General features: G+C 52.1%; 16 protein-coding genes. 13 read left to right on the top strand and 3 right to left on the bottom strand.

Going from position 1 to position 16,992, the window contains the following annotated elements; translation table 11 throughout:
- Window positions 1-22: 22 nt before the first annotated feature.
- Together flgM and flgA are read right to left on the bottom strand one after the other, a co-directional pair.
- Entirely contained in the window at window positions 23-328 is a 306-nt protein-coding gene (flgM, locus tag HBA55_RS26890) for a flagellar biosynthesis anti-sigma factor FlgM (RefSeq protein ID WP_240946314.1), read from the bottom strand.
- A gap of 111 nt (window positions 329-439) precedes the next feature.
- Window positions 440-1,174 (bottom strand): flagellar basal body P-ring formation chaperone FlgA, encoded by a 735-nt coding sequence (gene flgA / locus HBA55_RS26885; protein WP_166997864.1) that lies wholly within the window; start codon window positions 1,172-1,174, stop codon window positions 440-442.
- A gap of 254 nt (window positions 1,175-1,428) precedes the next feature.
- Here flgA and HBA55_RS26880 point away from each other — a divergent pair, with 254 nt between their 5' ends.
- From HBA55_RS26880 to flgL, 13 genes are all read left to right on the top strand, one after another.
- Window positions 1,429-2,382 carry a chemotaxis protein CheV gene (locus HBA55_RS26880; protein WP_166997862.1) on the top strand — a complete coding sequence of 318 codons (954 nt, stop codon included), beginning with the start codon at window positions 1,429-1,431 and terminating at the stop codon, window positions 2,380-2,382.
- Between the two features lie 85 nt (window positions 2,383-2,467).
- Window positions 2,468-3,337, top strand: coding sequence for a CheR family methyltransferase (locus HBA55_RS26875; protein ID WP_166997860.1), 870 nt, complete (start codon window positions 2,468-2,470; stop codon window positions 3,335-3,337).
- Between the two features lie 260 nt (window positions 3,338-3,597).
- The gene (gene flgB, locus HBA55_RS26870; protein WP_166997858.1) at window positions 3,598-3,999 is read left to right on the top strand and encodes a flagellar basal body rod protein FlgB; all 402 of its coding nucleotides are present in this window, start codon (window positions 3,598-3,600) and stop codon (window positions 3,997-3,999) included.
- A 30-nt stretch (window positions 4,000-4,029) separates the two neighbouring features.
- Window positions 4,030-4,464 carry a flagellar basal body rod protein FlgC gene (gene flgC / locus HBA55_RS26865; RefSeq protein ID WP_166997856.1) on the top strand — a complete coding sequence of 145 codons (435 nt, stop codon included), beginning with the start codon at window positions 4,030-4,032 and terminating at the stop codon, window positions 4,462-4,464.
- A gap of 2 nt (window positions 4,465-4,466) precedes the next feature.
- Window positions 4,467-5,141, top strand: a complete 675-nt coding sequence (locus HBA55_RS26860) for a flagellar hook assembly protein FlgD (protein ID WP_166997854.1) — start codon at window positions 4,467-4,469, stop codon at window positions 5,139-5,141.
- Between the two features lie 85 nt (window positions 5,142-5,226).
- Entirely contained in the window at window positions 5,227-7,278 is a 2,052-nt protein-coding gene (locus HBA55_RS26855; RefSeq protein WP_166997852.1) for a flagellar hook-basal body complex protein, read from the top strand.
- 237 nt (window positions 7,279-7,515) lie between these two features.
- Window positions 7,516-8,253 (top strand): flagellar basal body rod protein FlgF, encoded by a 738-nt coding sequence (locus HBA55_RS26850; protein ID WP_166997850.1) that lies wholly within the window; start codon window positions 7,516-7,518, stop codon window positions 8,251-8,253.
- A gap of 130 nt (window positions 8,254-8,383) precedes the next feature.
- Entirely contained in the window at window positions 8,384-9,169 is a 786-nt protein-coding gene (flgG, locus tag HBA55_RS26845; protein ID WP_166997848.1) for a flagellar basal-body rod protein FlgG, read from the top strand.
- 24 nt (window positions 9,170-9,193) lie between these two features.
- Window positions 9,194-9,871 carry a flagellar basal body L-ring protein FlgH gene (flgH, locus tag HBA55_RS26840; protein ID WP_166997846.1) on the top strand — a complete coding sequence of 226 codons (678 nt, stop codon included), beginning with the start codon at window positions 9,194-9,196 and terminating at the stop codon, window positions 9,869-9,871.
- 26 nt (window positions 9,872-9,897) lie between these two features.
- Window positions 9,898-11,040, top strand: a complete 1,143-nt coding sequence (locus HBA55_RS26835; RefSeq protein WP_166997844.1) for a flagellar basal body P-ring protein FlgI — start codon at window positions 9,898-9,900, stop codon at window positions 11,038-11,040.
- Between the two features lie 10 nt (window positions 11,041-11,050).
- Window positions 11,051-12,049 (top strand): flagellar assembly peptidoglycan hydrolase FlgJ, encoded by a 999-nt coding sequence (gene flgJ, locus HBA55_RS26830; protein WP_166997842.1) that lies wholly within the window; start codon window positions 11,051-11,053, stop codon window positions 12,047-12,049.
- Between the two features lie 5 nt (window positions 12,050-12,054).
- Entirely contained in the window at window positions 12,055-14,802 is a 2,748-nt protein-coding gene (gene flgK, locus HBA55_RS26825) for a flagellar hook-associated protein FlgK (protein ID WP_166997840.1), read from the top strand.
- Between the two features lie 34 nt (window positions 14,803-14,836).
- Window positions 14,837-16,456 carry a flagellar hook-associated protein FlgL gene (flgL, locus tag HBA55_RS26820; RefSeq protein WP_166997838.1) on the top strand — a complete coding sequence of 540 codons (1,620 nt, stop codon included), beginning with the start codon at window positions 14,837-14,839 and terminating at the stop codon, window positions 16,454-16,456.
- 143 nt (window positions 16,457-16,599) lie between these two features.
- Here the strand turns inward: flgL and fliT are convergent, their stop codons facing one another.
- Window positions 16,600-16,920, bottom strand: a complete 321-nt coding sequence (gene fliT, locus HBA55_RS26815; RefSeq protein WP_166997836.1) for a flagellar protein FliT — start codon at window positions 16,918-16,920, stop codon at window positions 16,600-16,602.
- Between the last annotated feature and the right edge of the window lie 72 nt (window positions 16,921-16,992).

Below are 16,992 nucleotides of genomic sequence, written 5' to 3'. Positions count from 1 at the left end.
TCTAAATTGTTCGTGCTGAGGTTTAACCCAACAAATCGTCCTGTTCGAGCATGCGGTTGGCTATGCTCTCGGCATTGATCTCAAAGGTGCCGTCTTCAATGGCCTGACGAATGCGGGCGACCTTGTCACTGTCCACATCCGGTGCGGCTTGAATGCTGGATTCCAGACGGCTCAGGTTACGGGCCTCCGTGCTTAATGAGACATCGGCTTTTTCGGCCTTGGGGGCCGGGCTGTCGGCGTTGGATTTGGCGCCAGTGGTGCCGGAATCTATCCGGTTACGCGGGCTTCCGCCAGATGAATGAATGCCAGTGTTTGAATCAATTACCATCGCTGCAATTCCCATATTGAGCTATTTACTACCGGGTTTTTGTTGACCAAAGGTACCCTTAAAGGGGTTGTCGGCAGTTGTTACCATTACTTTAGCCAAAATTTTACTCTTTTATAGATTTACCTGCACCTCGCCGGGGCCGGTGACTCGCGCTTTGATAATGCGGTCCGAGCGCGAGTTCTGAATACGAATCTGTTCGCCGATGCGGCCGCTGCCGAGGGCCACGCCTGAGCTCACGACCGCTATGGCGCCATCGATGGCGCGGATAGCCACCTGGTCACCCTTGTGAACGGCTCTGGGTTGGATCAGACCCGAGCGCCTGATAATGCTGTTGGCACGCAGGCTGCGCTTGGCCAGCATGCCCACGATGGGCTCCAGTTCGCTGATCACAGTGGCCCCGAGGCCAGTGGTGCTGCGCCGCTCCAGCCTGATGTCGCCGATTGCCAGCCTCTCTCCGCGAGCGATATCGCGATTGCTGACCGCGACATGGCGAAAATGCTCCAGTCGCGCACGTACATAAATCGACCATCCGGCCTCGTCCGGGCAGGTGGCCTTAAGCGTCACCTGGCGTAATCCCGTCACATTACCGTCGTTTGGGTGCTGTCCGTGAAATTGATATGTCAAAGGATTGGCACATTGAGGCAGCTTCAAACGCGGGTCCAATCTCTGTATCTTGAACTCAATTTCGTCATTATTGCCCCTCTGATTCAGGCTTTGTTCCAAGAACACCCGGGCACCATCGCCAATGACTCGCAGCTCCTGAGTGTTACGGGCTTCGGCAGGGCTTATACTGAATAGGTAGGCGCACAGCATGAGCGCTGTACTGACCCGTGTAACTGCCTTCATCTTGGCCTATGCTCTACTAGGGTTTGTCGTTGGTTCAAAATAGTGGTTTGTTGCCGGTATATGGCACTAAACCTTTGCCGCTAAAGGACAAATTTCATCTGCCGTTATAACAGTTAGTGATTTCCGTGTGGAAATCGATACACTGTGAGGTATGACCGTCAGGTCCTGGCGCAACGACGCAATTTGTCGGCTTCTAACCATGTATTGAATGCAGAAGCAGGTGGCGTGCCAACTTTATTAAAAGGGGAAATTGCATGGCTGGTGTTTTAGACAATGTCAACCAGCGTACACAGCTGGTCGGCCAGAACCGCCTGGAATTGCTGCTGTTCCGGCTGGGCACAGATCAGCTGTACGGTATCAACGTCTTTAAGGTGAAAGAGGTGCTGCAGTGTCCGGCCCTCAATGAGATTCCTCAGCGCAATCCCGTCGTCCGTGGGGTGGCCCACATCCGTGGCAATACGGTGTCCATTATGGATATGAACCTGGCAACCGGCCATGGTCCACTGGACAACATTCAGAACTGTTTTGTCATCATCACGGAATACAACCGCTCCACCCAGGGTTTTCTGGTGAGAGGCGTTGAGCGAATCGTTAACCTCAACTGGGAGGACATCCATCCGCCACCCCGTGGGGCCGGTCGTGAAAACTACCTGACTGCCGTCACCGAAGTGGAAGGCAAGCTGGTGGAAATTATCGACGTAGAGAAAATTCTCGCTGAAGTCTCGCCCATGAGCGAGGAGATCAGCGAAGGGGTAATCGAAGACGGCATCGCCGAGCGGGTGGTGCAAAAGCATATTCTGATCGTCGACGATTCCTCCATTGCCCGCAAACAGATTCAGCGCGTGGTTGAATCCATGGGCATCAAGACCACCTTGAAAAAAGACGGTCGCGAAGCCACCGAGTATCTGGAGCAAATGGTGGCGGAGGGCAAGGACCCCTACACCGAATTGATTCTGGTGATCTCGGATATCGAAATGCCGGAAATGGACGGTTATACCTTTACCGCGGGCGTGCGCAATAATCCTGCACTCAGTGGCCTGCACATCATCCTGCATACCTCTCTCAGTGGTGTGTTTAACGAAGCGATGGTGAAGAAGGTGGGCGCCGATGATTTCCTGGCGAAATTCAATCCTGATGAATTGGCCAAGCGTGTGAACGACCGGGTGCTGGAGATGACCGGCGAAAGCATGCTGGACAATGAGGAATAACTGGCGCTCGCGATGATACAGGGCACTCGGTTACGGTGCCCCTTTTGTAGAATTGTCCCATGACGTCAACATTAGGAAGTAATACATGAGTTTGACTGGTCTCTCACCCGGTCGTCTGCAGGGCCAGCAAAAGGCCCTTGCACCCGACGAATTCGAGAGTTTCCGCCTGTTCCTCCAGGAGGCTTGCGGAATCTTTCTGGCGGAAAACAAGCAGTATCTGGTCTCCACCAGAATCCGCAAAATCCTGGAAGACAATAACCTCGACAGCCTTACCAGCCTGGTCGAGCAGATGCGCCGCAATCGCCATTCGAAGCTGCGAGACAAGGTTATTGATGCCATGACCACCAACGAAACCTTTTGGTTTCGTGATACCTATCCCTATGAACACCTGAAAAACACGCTGCTGCCGGAGCTGCAAAAAAGTGGTTCGGGGCCGCTGCGGATCTGGTCTGCCGCCTGCTCGTCAGGGCAGGAGCCATACTCCATCAGTATGAGCGTGGAGGAGTATCGCCGCATCAATATGGGGGTATTGCCCCGGCAGGTGGAAGTGGTGGCAACGGACCTCTCCACCAGCATGCTCGATCAGGCCCGCGCCGGTGAATACGACAAGATGTCAGTCATGCGCGGCTTGTCCCGAGAGCGACTGGATGCATTTTTTGATCGCTTGCCCGGCGATAACTGGCGGGTAAAGCCGGTGATTCGGGATCGGGTGCAGTTTCGGCCTATGAATTTGCTGGATCCTTATATAACCCTTGGGCGCTTTGATGTGATCTTCTGTCGCAATGTGCTGATTTATTTTTCCGGGGATCTTAAGTCCGACATCTTGCGTCGCTTGCATGGAGCGCTTAAGCCAGGTGGTATGCTGGTATTGGGTTCTTCAGAGGGGCTGGCGATGGCTGCGGACATGTTTGAAATGGTGCATTGCAATCCTGGCATTATTTATCGGGCTCGTTGATTTTTCTTTTCATTCTCTTCTGCGTTTTTATATTTCTTCAGTTAGGCTCGCAGCGGCAACAATGATGTTGCGAGTCTCATCCTGTTGTTGCCGCCATACCGGTAAGGGCTTGCCGCTCAGAGTGCAATACGCTGCTGAGTGGTTTGCTCGCAACTTATTAATTCCTTCTAAAACAATAAGTTACATATCTCTTTGAGGTTTGGCACAAGCTTTGCTTTTTAGCCTTCAGTAAGAATTTTCTTGAGAGACTGAGGTTAGACATGGCAATCAGCTTCGACCGGGCTTTGGGCATTCACGACGATGCACTGCGTTTTCGCAGCCAGCGCGCCTCCGTATTGGCGAACAACCTGGCTAATATGGATACCCCCAACTACAAAGCCCGCGATATGGACTTTGCCTCGGCACTGGAGCAGGCGTCTCAAGCCTCGGACAGCATTGCTATGAAAGCTACCCATGCGGCTCACCATCGTGGCACGGGCCTGATAGAAGGGCAGGGCGATGTGATGTACCGGGTGCCGGCGCAGCCCTCGATCGATGGCAACACCGTTGAAGAGCATGTGGAACACGCCAAGTACATGGAAAACAGTCTGGCCTTCCAGGCAACCTTCACGTTTCTCAACAGCAAGTTTAAAGGGCTGACCAACGCGATTCGCGGTGAGTAAGGCTTAACCCGGTAAAGGCAGGACACGACTATGGCACTCGGCAACGTATTTGATATCGCAGGTTCCGGCATGAACGCCCAGAGCGTTCGCTTGAACACCACTGCCAGTAACCTGGCCAATGCGCAAACCGCCAGTTCGTCGATTGATCAGGTTTATCGCGGTCGTCACCCGGTGTTTGCCGCGGTCGTGAATGATGCCATGAATATGAATCAGGATGCTGCTACCGCGGGTGCCAATACCGGTGTGCAGGTAATGGGGATTGTCGAAAGCGACGCACCGCTGCAGCCGCGTTATGAACCTCATCATCCTCAGGCCAACGAAGAGGGTTACGTTTACTACCCCAATGTAAACGTGGTTGAAGAGATGACCAATATGATTTCCGCTTCGCGTTCCTTCCAGGCCAATGTGGAAGTGATGAACTCTGCTAAACAAATGGTGCAGCGCGTGCTGACACTGGGACAGTAATCATGGAAGTCAGCGCATCGCAAAGCACTGACGTACTGAGTCAGTATCGTCAGGAAGAAGCCAGCCAAGGCACCAACAAAGAGTTGGGGCGGAATGAATTCCTCAAGCTGCTGGTGACCCAGATGGAGAACCAGAACCCACTGGAGCCGCAGGAAAATGGGGACTTTATTGCGCAGTTGGCGCAGTTCAGTTCGTTGGAGGGGATTGAGAATCTCAATACCACCGTGAGCGGTATGGCCACCAACTTCCAGTCGAGTCAGGCGCTCGAGGCGACCGCACTGGTGGGGCGTAAGGTGCAGGTGGAGACCGATACGGCGTATATGTTCCAGGGTGAGTTGTTGACTGGGGTGATGAATTTGCCGTCGAGTAGTCCTGATGTCACCTTGCAGATTCATGACGACGCCGGCGCGTTGGTGCGCAGCGTTAATCTGGGCTCCCAGACCGGCGGCGAAGTGGACTTTGCCTGGGATGGTACCGATAACGACGGCAATCCTCTGCCGTCCGGAACCTATAAGTTTACCGCTATGGCAAGGTTGGATGGCGAGCAACAACAACTGTCAACGTTGTTGGGCGCCAATGTGAACAGTGTGACGCTGGGTACCAATGGTACCGGTACGATTCTGAATCTGGCTGGCATGGGGTCGATGCCGCTGTCAGAGGTAAGAACTTTTCAGTAACAGATTTAGGGATTGATGCTGCGGCTGCTAAGGCCGGGTGTTGGCTCCAATTAGAGTAAGCTTTCGAAGAAAAGAGGGTTAAAGCATGTCATTCGATATCGGTTTAACAGGTATTCGCGCCGCAGACACGGATCTGCGGGTAACCGGTAATAACATTGCCAACGCCAGTACCACGGGCTTTAAACGGTCGCGTGCGGAATTTGGTGATGTCTATGCTTCAACCATTGTGGGTGCTACAGGTAATACGCCGGGTAGTGGTGTGGGCTTGACGGACGTTAAGCAGCAGTTTACCCAGGGTAATATTTCCTTTACCGATAATGCGCTGGATTTGGCGATTAACGGTGGTGGGTTCTTTATTCTGAGTGATCGTGGGGATCCGAGCTTTAGCCGGTCTGGAATGTTTTCTTTGGATAAGGATGGATTTGTTGTAAATAATTCAGGTTTTAATCTGCAAGGATATCGAGCTGATGATGATGGTAATATTGTCGACGGTGTGCTGGCAGATCTACAGATTAGTACAGGAAGCCAAGAGCCGTCCCAGACCACCGAAGTGTCTATTCAGCTAAATTTGGATGCGACTGAAACCCCACCGGAGGATGCTGTTTTTACCACGACGGGGAGTACTCAAACGCTGGCGATTTCTAATGGCGCAGTGGCCACGGCACCTAACTTGCGAGTAAATGGCACTACGCCGGGTGATCTGACCATTCAAACGGTGGTATCGACGGATACGATAACCTTTGATCCTGCTACTTTCACCAATGCTCCGGTGAGCCAAATTTCGCAGTTTATCAATACTGAATCGCAAAATAACAATTACGGTGTATCAGCAACCGCAAACACCGCATTGAGACTCGATACGCTCACGACCAATGACGGAGATGTGTACAACATTGCCGTCAAGTCCAGTGCTGGCGCAATTCCCACTAGCATTGCAGTAACGCTAGCCACTCCTGGGGGGACCACTCCTAGTCATCTGCAGCAAGTTGTGAACGCCATCAATGATGCCAATTTAGCGGGACTGTCAGCAACTTTAGACACGACTAATAGCACAATAGATATTCGCTCAAGCAACGGGGACGATATTATTCTTGACGGGTTTGTTGGCAACTTGAATCCATTGACTGTTGATGGCGATGGAGATTTGGTACCTTTGACACCACCACCTGTTCCAGTAGTCATGGCCAATACGGATTACTACACAATTTCGGGTGAGATCAATCTAACTGTAGAAGACGGCGTTACCGTAAGTGATCCGACAACGCCCCCTGCGGTGGATCCTTTTTGGGGCGGTTTGGCAATCAACTCCAGCTTTGCATTTAATCCGGATGATCCGGATACCTACAACTCTGCCACTTCAGTCACTATCTATGATAGCTTGGGTTTTGCTCACGTGATGACCCAGTATTTTGTTAAGCAGAGAACAGATCCCCTTGATCCTGATGGCAGTGCGAATACCTGGGATATGTATGTACAAATCGACGGGGAAGATATCGGGAATCCAGTGTCTGGAAGTGATCAGCCGACTCAGCGTGTTTTCACTTTGCAGTTTGGTAACGACGGTACACTTCAGCCAACCAGCGATTTGGATCTGCCGATTACAAACTGGACTCCGCTGGACGAGAACGGCAACTACAACGGTGCTCTCCGCCCACGTAATCAGGATGTGCCTCCATTCGAAAATGATCCACCAACAAGTTCCAACTTCGTTATTGAAGTAACAGGTACGACGCAGTTCGGAAGCCCCTTTACTGTGTCGCAGATAGATCAGGATGGGTTTACAACGGGTCGTTTGACTGGGCTAAATGTTGACGATGAAGGTTTTATATTCGCGCGATTCTCCAACGGACAGGCACAAGTTGTGGGACAGGTTGCCCTGGCGGGATTTACAAATGAACAAGGACTTCAGCAGGTAGGTGATACCGCGTGGGCAGAGACCTTTGAATCTGGATTGCCGTTGCCAGGTGCACCACAGTCCGGCGCGTTGGGTGCCATCCAATCAGGCGCATTGGAAGAATCCAATGTCGATATCTCAGAAGAGCTGGTCGGGTTGATTATCGCCCAGCGAAACTACCAATCCAACGCCAAGACCATTGAGACCGCAGATCAGGTTACACAGACCATCCTCAACATCTAACTCTCTTCCCGCTCAGTCCTCCTGAACTGAGCGGAAATCCAAGCGGCAAGCTCAGGGCAGAGGCGGCAATATGCGGCCGATTCTGTCTGGAGAGGTTTGCCGCATGGCTTTCCCTTGAGCTCTTAACTTATTGATTTTTATGTAAATATCCTTGTTGGCTTGCTACTTGCAAATACCCCTCTAAGACCTTCGTGTAGGCGCCGTGCCTGACGGAGATAATCCAGAGGAGTTTTTGCCGTGGATAAAGCGCTCTACATTTCCATGACCGCTGCCAAGCACAACACGCTTGCGCAAACGGTTCATGCCAATAATCTGGCCAACGCCAATACGACGGGTTTTCGTGCGGACTTTGCGCAAGCTCGCAGTATGCCCGTGTTCTACGGTGACGGTCATCCCACCCGGTCTTTCGCACTAACCGAAAGTCCTGCGACTGACTTCTCCCAAGGGCCAATGATCGAAACCGGGCGAGAGTTGGATTTTGCTATCGACGGCGATGGTTTTCTGGCTGTTCAGGCTGCTGATGGCACAGAAGCCTATACCCGCTCAGCATCCCTTCAGCTAGGCCCAAATGGTGAATTGCTCACTGGTAATGGGCTGCAGGTGCTGGGAGACGGCGGCCCCATCTTTATGCCCATTAACAGCAAGATTGATATTGGTGTCGATGGCAGCGTGACCACCCGGGGCGAGACGGCCGTGGATCTCGCCCAGCCGGACCGAATCCGCCTGGTGAGCCCGGATCTGGAGCAGCTGGTCAAAGGTGAAGATGGTTTGTTCCGCCAAAAAGATGGGGAGGAAGCGCCGATAGACGGTGCCCTGCGACTGCGTTCCGGGTTTCTGGAAGGCAGTAACGTCAATGTCGTCAATGAGTTTACTCAAGTGTTGTCCTTGTCCCGTCAGTACGAGCTCTCCGTCAAGATGATGAAGACGATTCAAGGCAATTCCGAATCGTCGGCCCGTTTATTGCAGAGCCAGTAATTGGACGGGATTTAAGTCAATAATTCGTCGTATTGCCATGGTGGGCAAGCGAATGTGGCGATAGGTTGGATTTTTGGCGGTTGCCCAAAGGAGACTTCTGGGTGATCCCGTAAAAAACAAAGGTGGAATTATGCTTCCTGCACTTTATGTCAGTAAAACCGGTCTCAGCGCACAGAACACGCAACTGAGTACCATATCCAACAACCTGGCCAACGCCTCGACGGTGGGTTTTAAGCGCGAAAGGGCGGTGTTTGAAGACCTGTTCTATCAGGTGCAACGCCAACCGGGCGCCCAGTCCACCCAGGACACCCAACTGCCCTCCGGTTTACAGGTGGGCACCGGTGCCAGAGTCGTGGGAACTCAAAAAGAATTTACCACCGGCAGTATGCAGGTTACCGACAATGCGCTCGATGTCGCCATTGATGGCCGCGGTTTTTTACAGGTGTTGTCGCCCACTGGTGAAATCAACTATACCCGCAACGGCCAATTCCATCTCAGTGCCGATGGGGAAATTGTCACAGCTAATGGTTTGCTTTTACAACCGGCCATTACCGTACCTCAGGGGACCACGCAGATTACCATCGGCGACGACGGTGTTGTCAGCGTTGTGGTGGATGATCCGGCAGCCCCTCAGCAGATCGGACAATTTGAGTTGGCTGATTTTGTGAACCCTGCCGGTTTGCAGGCCGTGGGCGGTAACCTGTTTCAACAGACAGCCGCCAGTGGTGATCCACTGACCGGTAACCCCGGCTTAAACGGCTTGGGTAACTTGAAGCAGGGCGCCTTGGAAAATTCCAACGTCGATATTGTTGAGGAAATGGTCAATATGATCACCACTCAGCGGGTCTATGAACTGAACTCGAAAGTGGTATCCAGCTCCGATCAAATGATGCAGTACATCACTCAGAATCTTTAATAGCGGATAAACCGAGGCGCCACCATGTTTAATCGAACTGCCAGCCTGATTTTCGCGACCACTGCTATGGTCGGTTGCGGTGTGCATACCCCGGTTAAACCCGGTGACCCGGCTTTTGCTCCGGTTTTGGAGGCCCCTAAACGCACCGAACCGGCGGCCAGCGGCTCGCTGTTTATGCAAGGTGGCGGTTTGGAGTTGTTTGTCGATCGCAAGGCCCATCGGGTCGGTGACGTGATAACGATTGTATTGAGCGAGCGTACGGTTTCTCAGAAAACCACCAATATTTCCCTGACCAAAGATCACGATGTCAGCTTTAATGCGGGCCCGTTATTAGGCAATAACCCCGTCGTCAAAGGCTCAACGTTGGAGACGGAAATTCAGCAGGAGCGGGAATTTACCGGTGAGGCTGATGCCGATCAAAGCAACAGTTTGCAGGGCAACATTACGGTAACTGTGGCGGATATCTTACCTAACGGAAACTTGATGGTTCGAGGCGAAAAGTGGATGACTCTGAACCGTGGCGATGAATTTATCCGCATCAGTGGCATTCTTCGGCCCGAAGACATAACGCCTGAAAATACAGTGCCATCTAATCGCCTGGCCAATGCGCGTATCGCCTATAGCGGAACCGGGGATCTGGCGGATACCAACAATATGGGTTGGCTGGCTCGCTTCTTTAACAGCCCCGTGTGGCCGTTTTAGTGTCGAGCCGCGGAGGGAATAACGCCATGTTATACAGTCGCCAATTGGATCTCTTAAAACTTAAGGTGTTTCTGGCTTGGTTGCTGGTGCTTTTTTTGCTGCTGCCTTGCACTCGCGCGTCCGCAGAACGCATCAAGGATCTGGCCGATATTGCCGGCGTACGCTCGAACAAACTGCTGGGTTATGGCTTGGTTGTGGGGTTGGATGGCACCGGTGACAAGACCAATCAGGCGCCTTTCACGACCCAGTCTTTTAACAGCATGCTGAAGCAATTTGGCATCACCATCCCCGCTGGTGCTCGATTTAATCTCAAAAACGTGGCTGCGGTTATGGTACACGGGGAAATTCCTGCGTTTGCAAAGCCGGGTCATAAAGTGGATATCACGGTTTCTTCCATCGCCGACGCCAAAAGTTTACGCGGCGGTACGTTACTGATGACACCCATGAAGGGACTTGACGGCAAGGTATATGCCGTTGCCCAGGGTAATCTGATCGTTGGCGGTTTTGGTGCGGAAGGGGCGGACGGCTCGAAAGTTACCGTCAATGTTCCCAGTGTTGGTCGTGTGCCCAACGGTGCGACGGTGGAGAGAGCGGTCCCCAATGATTTCGCCAGTGGCCAACCCATTGTTTTTAATCTGCGCCGTGCCGACTTTACCACTTCCAAGCGCATGGCAGAGGCTATCAATGAGTTGCTAGGGCCTGGCGTGGCTCGCCCCATGGACGCTTCTTCAGTCATAGTGGACGCGCCGGTCAATCCGGCCCATCGAGTCAATTATCTGTCGCTGCTGGAAAACGTGGATGTCAAACCTGGAAGGGAAGCGGCGCGTATCGTTATCAACTCGCGCACTGGCACCATTGTGGTGGGGCAGGACGTTCGGGTTGAGCCAGTGGCTGTAACCCATGGCAGTCTTACTGTGACAGTCAACGAAAGTATTCAAGTGTCTCAGCCCGGGCCATTGGGCGAGGGACAAACTGTGGTATTGCCAGGCACCGAGGAAGTGAACGTGGAGCAGGACATCAACCCAATGTTTAAGCTTGATGGTGGTTCAAACCTGGAAAGCATCGTGCGTGCGGTAAACCTGGTGGGTGCGGCCCCCGGAGACTTGATGGCGATTCTGGAAGCCATGAAGCAGGCGGGTGCGCTTAAAGCGGAAATCATTGTGATCTAGGTGGGCTGATATGATCAATAACTACAATCACATTTCCGCCGCTCTTGGTGATGCCAACAACTACACCGATCTCAGCGGCTTGCAGAACATCAAGCGCCTGGGGCGGGATGAAGACGGCAATCGCACCGGAGACGAAGCGCTGGAGGCGGTGGCCAAGCAGTTCGAATCAATTTTCCTCAATATGATGATGAAGTCCATGCGCGACGCCAACGAGGTGTTTAAAGACGACGCGATGGGCAATTCCAGCGAGACCGAGTTCTACGAGCAGATGTTTGATCAGCAGCTGGCACTGAGCTTTTCACAAAAAGGTGTTGGTCTGGCGGAGGGGTTGGTGCGGCAGTTGAAGGCCGGTATGTCTACTGCGGAGGATATGGTGAGTGGTGCCGTTTCTTCAAATATTCCGCCTCTCAGCGGAGATGCCGTCACACCTGTACCGAGAGCGGCTGAGTCTGCGACTCCTGCCAACATTCAAAACAGTGCTCAAGAGAATAATCAACAGCTCAATAATGAACCCGCGCCGGTTGTTGACGATATTAGTTCCGCCGAAGACTTCATTCGAACTCTGATGCCCGTCGCCGAGCGTGTGGCAGGTCGTTTGGGGTTGGACGCTCGCTACTTATTATCCCAGGCCGCTCTGGAGAGTGGTTGGGGGCAGCATATGATCCGTACGGGGGATGGCGACAACAGCTTCAATCTGTTTGGTATCAAGGCTGGTGCCGAATGGCAGGGCGACGTTGCCAGAGTTTCAACGCTCGAATACCGCAACGGCGTGGCACTGCGGGAAATGGCCAACTTCCGTTCTTACAGCTCATTCGATCACAGCTTTGAAGACTACGCTAACTTTATTCTTGGCAATCAGCGGTATCAGCGTGCCGTGGAGGTTGCGGCGGATGGGGAACAGTACCTTCGTGAGTTGCAGGCCGCCGGTTATGCCACGGATCCCAATTATGCCAGCAAGATAAGTAGTATCGTCGAGCGAAAATTTTCAGACGGCAATGATCGAGGTTAGGGTGCATGCCGGGATTACTTGATACCGCTATTAGTGGATTGCAAACCAGCCAAACGGCGCTACGCACCACTGGACACAATATCGCCAACGCCAATACGCCCGGTTATAGCCGTCAGCGGGTAGAGATCAGTACAACTCTGCCTAATCAACTGGGTTCCGGTTTTGTCGGTACAGGGGTAAAACTCGATTCTATTCAGCGCACAGCCGACGAATTTGTAATCGCTCAATTACGAAAAGACACAACATTGGCTGGCGAGCTGGACGCGTTCCATGAAAATGTTCGTCAGCTTGACACCTTGCTGTCAGATCCTTCGACCGGTTTGTCGAGTGGATTGGACCAATTCTTTGCGGTAATGGAAAACGGCGCAGATGACCCGACATCAATTCCATCGCGCCAGCTGGTGATCAGTGAAGCGGGCAATCTTGTTAATCGATTTAATACATTATATGAAAGTGTTTTTACGATTAGCGAGAACGTCAATAGCAAGTTGGAAGTCTCTCTTAGTCAGATCAATGCGCTGGCCAGCAACATTGCCAATTTGAATGACGCCATATCATTAGCGGGTGGTATCGATAGCACTCCGCCCAATGACCTCTTGGATCAACGTGAAGAGGCTATGCGGCAACTTTCAGAGCTGGTCGCAATTGGTGTGGTGGCGCAGGATGATGGCCAGGTCAATATCAGCATTGGATCCGGTCAAGCCCTTGTAGTCGGGTCCGATTCACGAGAACTTGGTTTGGTCGACGGCCAATTGGATCCCATCCAAAAGGATATTGCTTATCTGGACGGTACCGGGTCACAGGTCATTACCAGTTTAGTTTCGGGTGGAGAAGTTGGAGGGTTGCTGAACTTCCGGAGTGAAGTACTCAGCACGGCTTTCAATGAATTGGGTCGCGTTGCTTTAGTTATGGCCGCTGAGTATAACGATGCACATAGTAGAGGTATTGATCTTAACAATCAGTTCGGTGGTCTGTTCTTCCAGGATGTAAACGATCCGTCGGTTGCGCTTAGCAGGGTCTTGAGCAGTGGCAATAACGCCTTGCCGGATGATCGGATTATGTCGCTGGAACTTCTGGACGCGACTCAGCTTACTTCAAGCGACTATTTGCTGGCGACCGGCCCCAATGACACCAGTTATCGAATAACCCGCCAGAGTGACGGCGAGGTGGTTTTCAGTGGTAGTCTGCCTGCCAACCCTCCCCAGAGCATCGAATTCGACGGCTTACGCCTGAATTTTACTTCAGGTACGTTTCAGCCGGGTGATCAATTCCTGATCCAGCCCACGCGTACGGCCGCCAAGGATATAGCTCTTGAGTTGGAACGCCCCGATCAGCTGGCTTTTGCCAGCCCATTGTCAACACAAAATGACAGCGGCAATACCGGCAATGCCACGATTGACGCCGGCAGTCTGACCAGCCTGACGGCCCCAGATGGCAGTATGTTGCCGCTGTTTGCCAATGAGGGGGAAATGAGCCCGCCTTTGGTAGTGGTCTTCACCAGTCCGACAACTTACGACGTATTGGACAACTCCGATCCCGCAAATCCACAACAATTAAACCCCCCGATTCGCAATCAAACCTATATCCCTGGCGCGGTGAATCCGCTCTTTTCGCAGGACTCTGGTGAAACAATGGTGGTGGCTGCAGGGACATCTCTCGGCATAACAGGTGTGTCTGCAGGCGCTGCACCTTTGGCGCCAGTAGCCAATGGGTATCCGGCAGAGACATTCTCTGTGAATATCTTTGATCCAGAGACAAGTCTTACGACCACCACCAGCATCACTACCAGTCTCAATGACTCGGCTCGTAGTATTGCCAGCCAGTTGTCCAATTTGTCCGGTGTTTCGGTAAATGCGCGCAACTCTATGGAGTTGTCGGGTTTTGATGATTTGTCTGGAGTGGCACCTCTGCAGCTGAATCTTAATGGTGTGGATCTGATTGAATACGATGGTCCTCTTGTTTTGAATACTGTGCCCGATCCATCAGGTAATCCGGCCAGTTTCAGCCAATACCTGGCGGAGCGTATTAACGAAGATTCCAGCCTTCAGGCGTTGGGTATTTATGCTGTGTCCGGGACCAATACGTCAACAGGAGAGCCCGAGCTTCGGGTATTCTCCAGCGAAGGTGATGACTTTAACGTAACACTGGAGGCGGGCGCTGCAACGGAATCACTGGTAGTAACCGATTACAATGGAAGTTCTGCAACGCTAGCCGGCGCTGGTGCGGGTAATGAAGAAACAGTTACCGTGGGAGGCACATTCGACATTACTCTAGCATCCAACCGGGTTTTATCCACTACGCCAACTGTTAGCCTCTTAGTTGGTGACAGCAGTGCCGCCAACTTTGCACAATCTTCTTATCTCGGTATCGCCGCCAGCATCAGTGGAATACCCGATACCGGAGACCGTTTCACGCTTGATTTTAATACCGACGGTATATCGGATAACCGCAATGCGCTGAATATGGTGAATCTGAGTGGCCAACAGGTCGTGGACGGCGAACAAAAAACATTTGCCGATTCCTACGGCGTTCTGGTTGAGTTAATCGGTATTGAGACCAACGCGGCACAGATCAATCTGGATGCGGCAGAGCAGGTACTTACACAGACTCAAAATCTTCGTGATTCGATTTCGGGCGTCAACCTGGATGAAGAAGCTTCAAGACTGATTCAGCTGGAGCAGGCCTACAATGCCAATGCCCAGGTTATCTCAATCGCCCGGGATATTTTCGAGCGGTTGATCAACTCATTTTAAGGTGTCAGCGCTGAATAGTATCAGGTAGGCAACCATGCGTATTTCAACTTCACAGATCTTCGGTATCGCTAACAACAGCATCACCGAGGCCAATCAGGAAATTGCCAAGACTCAGGCGCAGTTATCTACTGGGCAACGGGTATTGACGCCTTCTGACGACCCAGTAGCTTCCACCAAAATTCTGGAACTTGATCAAAGTCTGGCGCGCATTGAGCAATACGGCAAAAATATCAATATCGCCGAAAACAATTTGACCCTCGAAGAAACCACTCTGCAGGGTGTGCTTAATACGCTGCAGCGAATTCGTGAAATTACGGTTCAGGCTGGTAACTCGGCGACCTATACTGCGAGTGAATACACGGCGCTGGCTGCAGAAGTGGATGCACGTTTAGACGAATTGCAAAATCTACTCAATACCCAAAATGCGGCAGGAGACTTTATTTTCGGGGGGTACAAAGGCGGTGAAAAACCATTTACTGGGACGGTCGATACTGGATTCCAGTACAATGGGGATGAGGGACAGGTTCGCATCAAGGTCTCCGAGAGCACCAGTATCGCCACCAGCGATTCTGGCAAAGCGGTGTTTGTGGATATTCCTGCGGCACAAAACACCATGCGTACCTCCGCGAGTGCGGCAAATCAATCCAATCCCCCGGCAACTATCAGCATTGGTCAGATTGTAGATCAGGATGCTTACGACGAATTTTACCCGGAAGATATGGTGATTACCTTCCGCGAAGACGATGAAATCTCACCACCTGGAAAAAACTTTACCATTACGGAACGATCCACTGGCAATATCATTCAGCCGTTCCAGAATACCCGATACTCGCCTGGCGACGAGTTCACGGTAAATGGCGTGAGTATCAGTATCAATGGCAATCCCAATTCCGGGACCACAGTATCTCCTGCAACCATAGATTTTGGTGGTGGTGCTGCCTTTCCCCAATTATTCAGCGCTAATAACGCAACCGTTGATGTTACTGTAAATGGCGTAACAGAAACTCTGGTGCTGGATGCCGACGTCAACAATGCAACGGACTTGGCCAACCTTCTTAACAACGTTGGTAACGGAAACGCAACTCGGTTGGCCAACCTGGGGATAACGGCTACTGCCACTGGTTTTAGCATGCCGGTAGGAGTCAATTTTACCCTGGATAATGTTGCTGGCCCGGGTGCAGCGCTGGTAAATGCGGCCATGGACCTGACCCCGGCCCTGACCGGAAATGCCCGCGTGACATCTACCGATGGTGTGATTCAGGAAGGGGACGAGTTTTTTATCGACTCAACCCCCAATCAGGACGTGCTTACCACGCTTGCCCGTTTCAGCGATGCGATGAAAGGTGTGGATGGCAGTCAGGAAAGCCGGGATTTTCTCGGTGAAATTGTTGCGGACACACTGAACAACATTAACAACGCTCAGACCAATATCCTGGAAACGACGTCGGATCTGGGGGCGAGACTCAATACGCTGGAGAGTACCAAAGAGCTTCATCTGGATAACGAGCTGGTCAGTCGGGAAATTCTGAGCGACTTACGGGATCTGGACTATGCTGAGGCTGCCAGCCGACTGTCGGCACTGACTCTGGTGCTGGAGGCTGCGCAGGCCACTTTTGTAAGAGTGAGTCAGCTGACCTTGTTCAGCCGACTGTAATCTTAATTTGTAGCTTCCTTGGTGGACTACGCCTCTGGCTAGTCATCCTCAATTAAATTCTTGGTTGCTTGAGCCTCAATCATGGCGTAGAAGGGTGGATTAGCCCGAGGCGTAATCCACCAATGCTGTGCAAGCTGAAGTCGTTAGTCGAGCTTATAAGCATCAATGGAATTCTTATTGCGTCTAAGCTGTGCCAGCTCTCGCCCTGCATTGGACTGAAGATCTTTCGCTCGCTCCATAAGTTCACTTTCCTGCCGACGGATTTCGGCAAATGCTTGGCGGGCAAATTCGTGAGTCGACTCAGGAAGGTCGGCAACAAATGCCCTCTCGATGGCAGTGGTGCGTTGTTCAATCAATTCTTCGGCTTTCGCCCATTCCTCATTTTCTATCGCTTCGCAAATCTTCGTATAGATGCCTCTGGCCGACTCAATCCGGTGGAGATGTTCTGTAGGAGAGGTCGGCATAGTCGGTATCCATTCAAAAGTTCGTAGACGCCGCTTCATGGTATTCAGTTAAACAGTATTTGCCAAGCGGCA

Source organism: Pseudomaricurvus alkylphenolicus, from assembly GCF_011683955.1.
In the GTDB taxonomy this organism is placed as follows: Bacteria; Pseudomonadota; Gammaproteobacteria; order Pseudomonadales; family Cellvibrionaceae; genus Pseudomaricurvus; species Pseudomaricurvus alkylphenolicus.
This window is presented reverse-complemented; position numbering and strand designations above follow the sequence as displayed.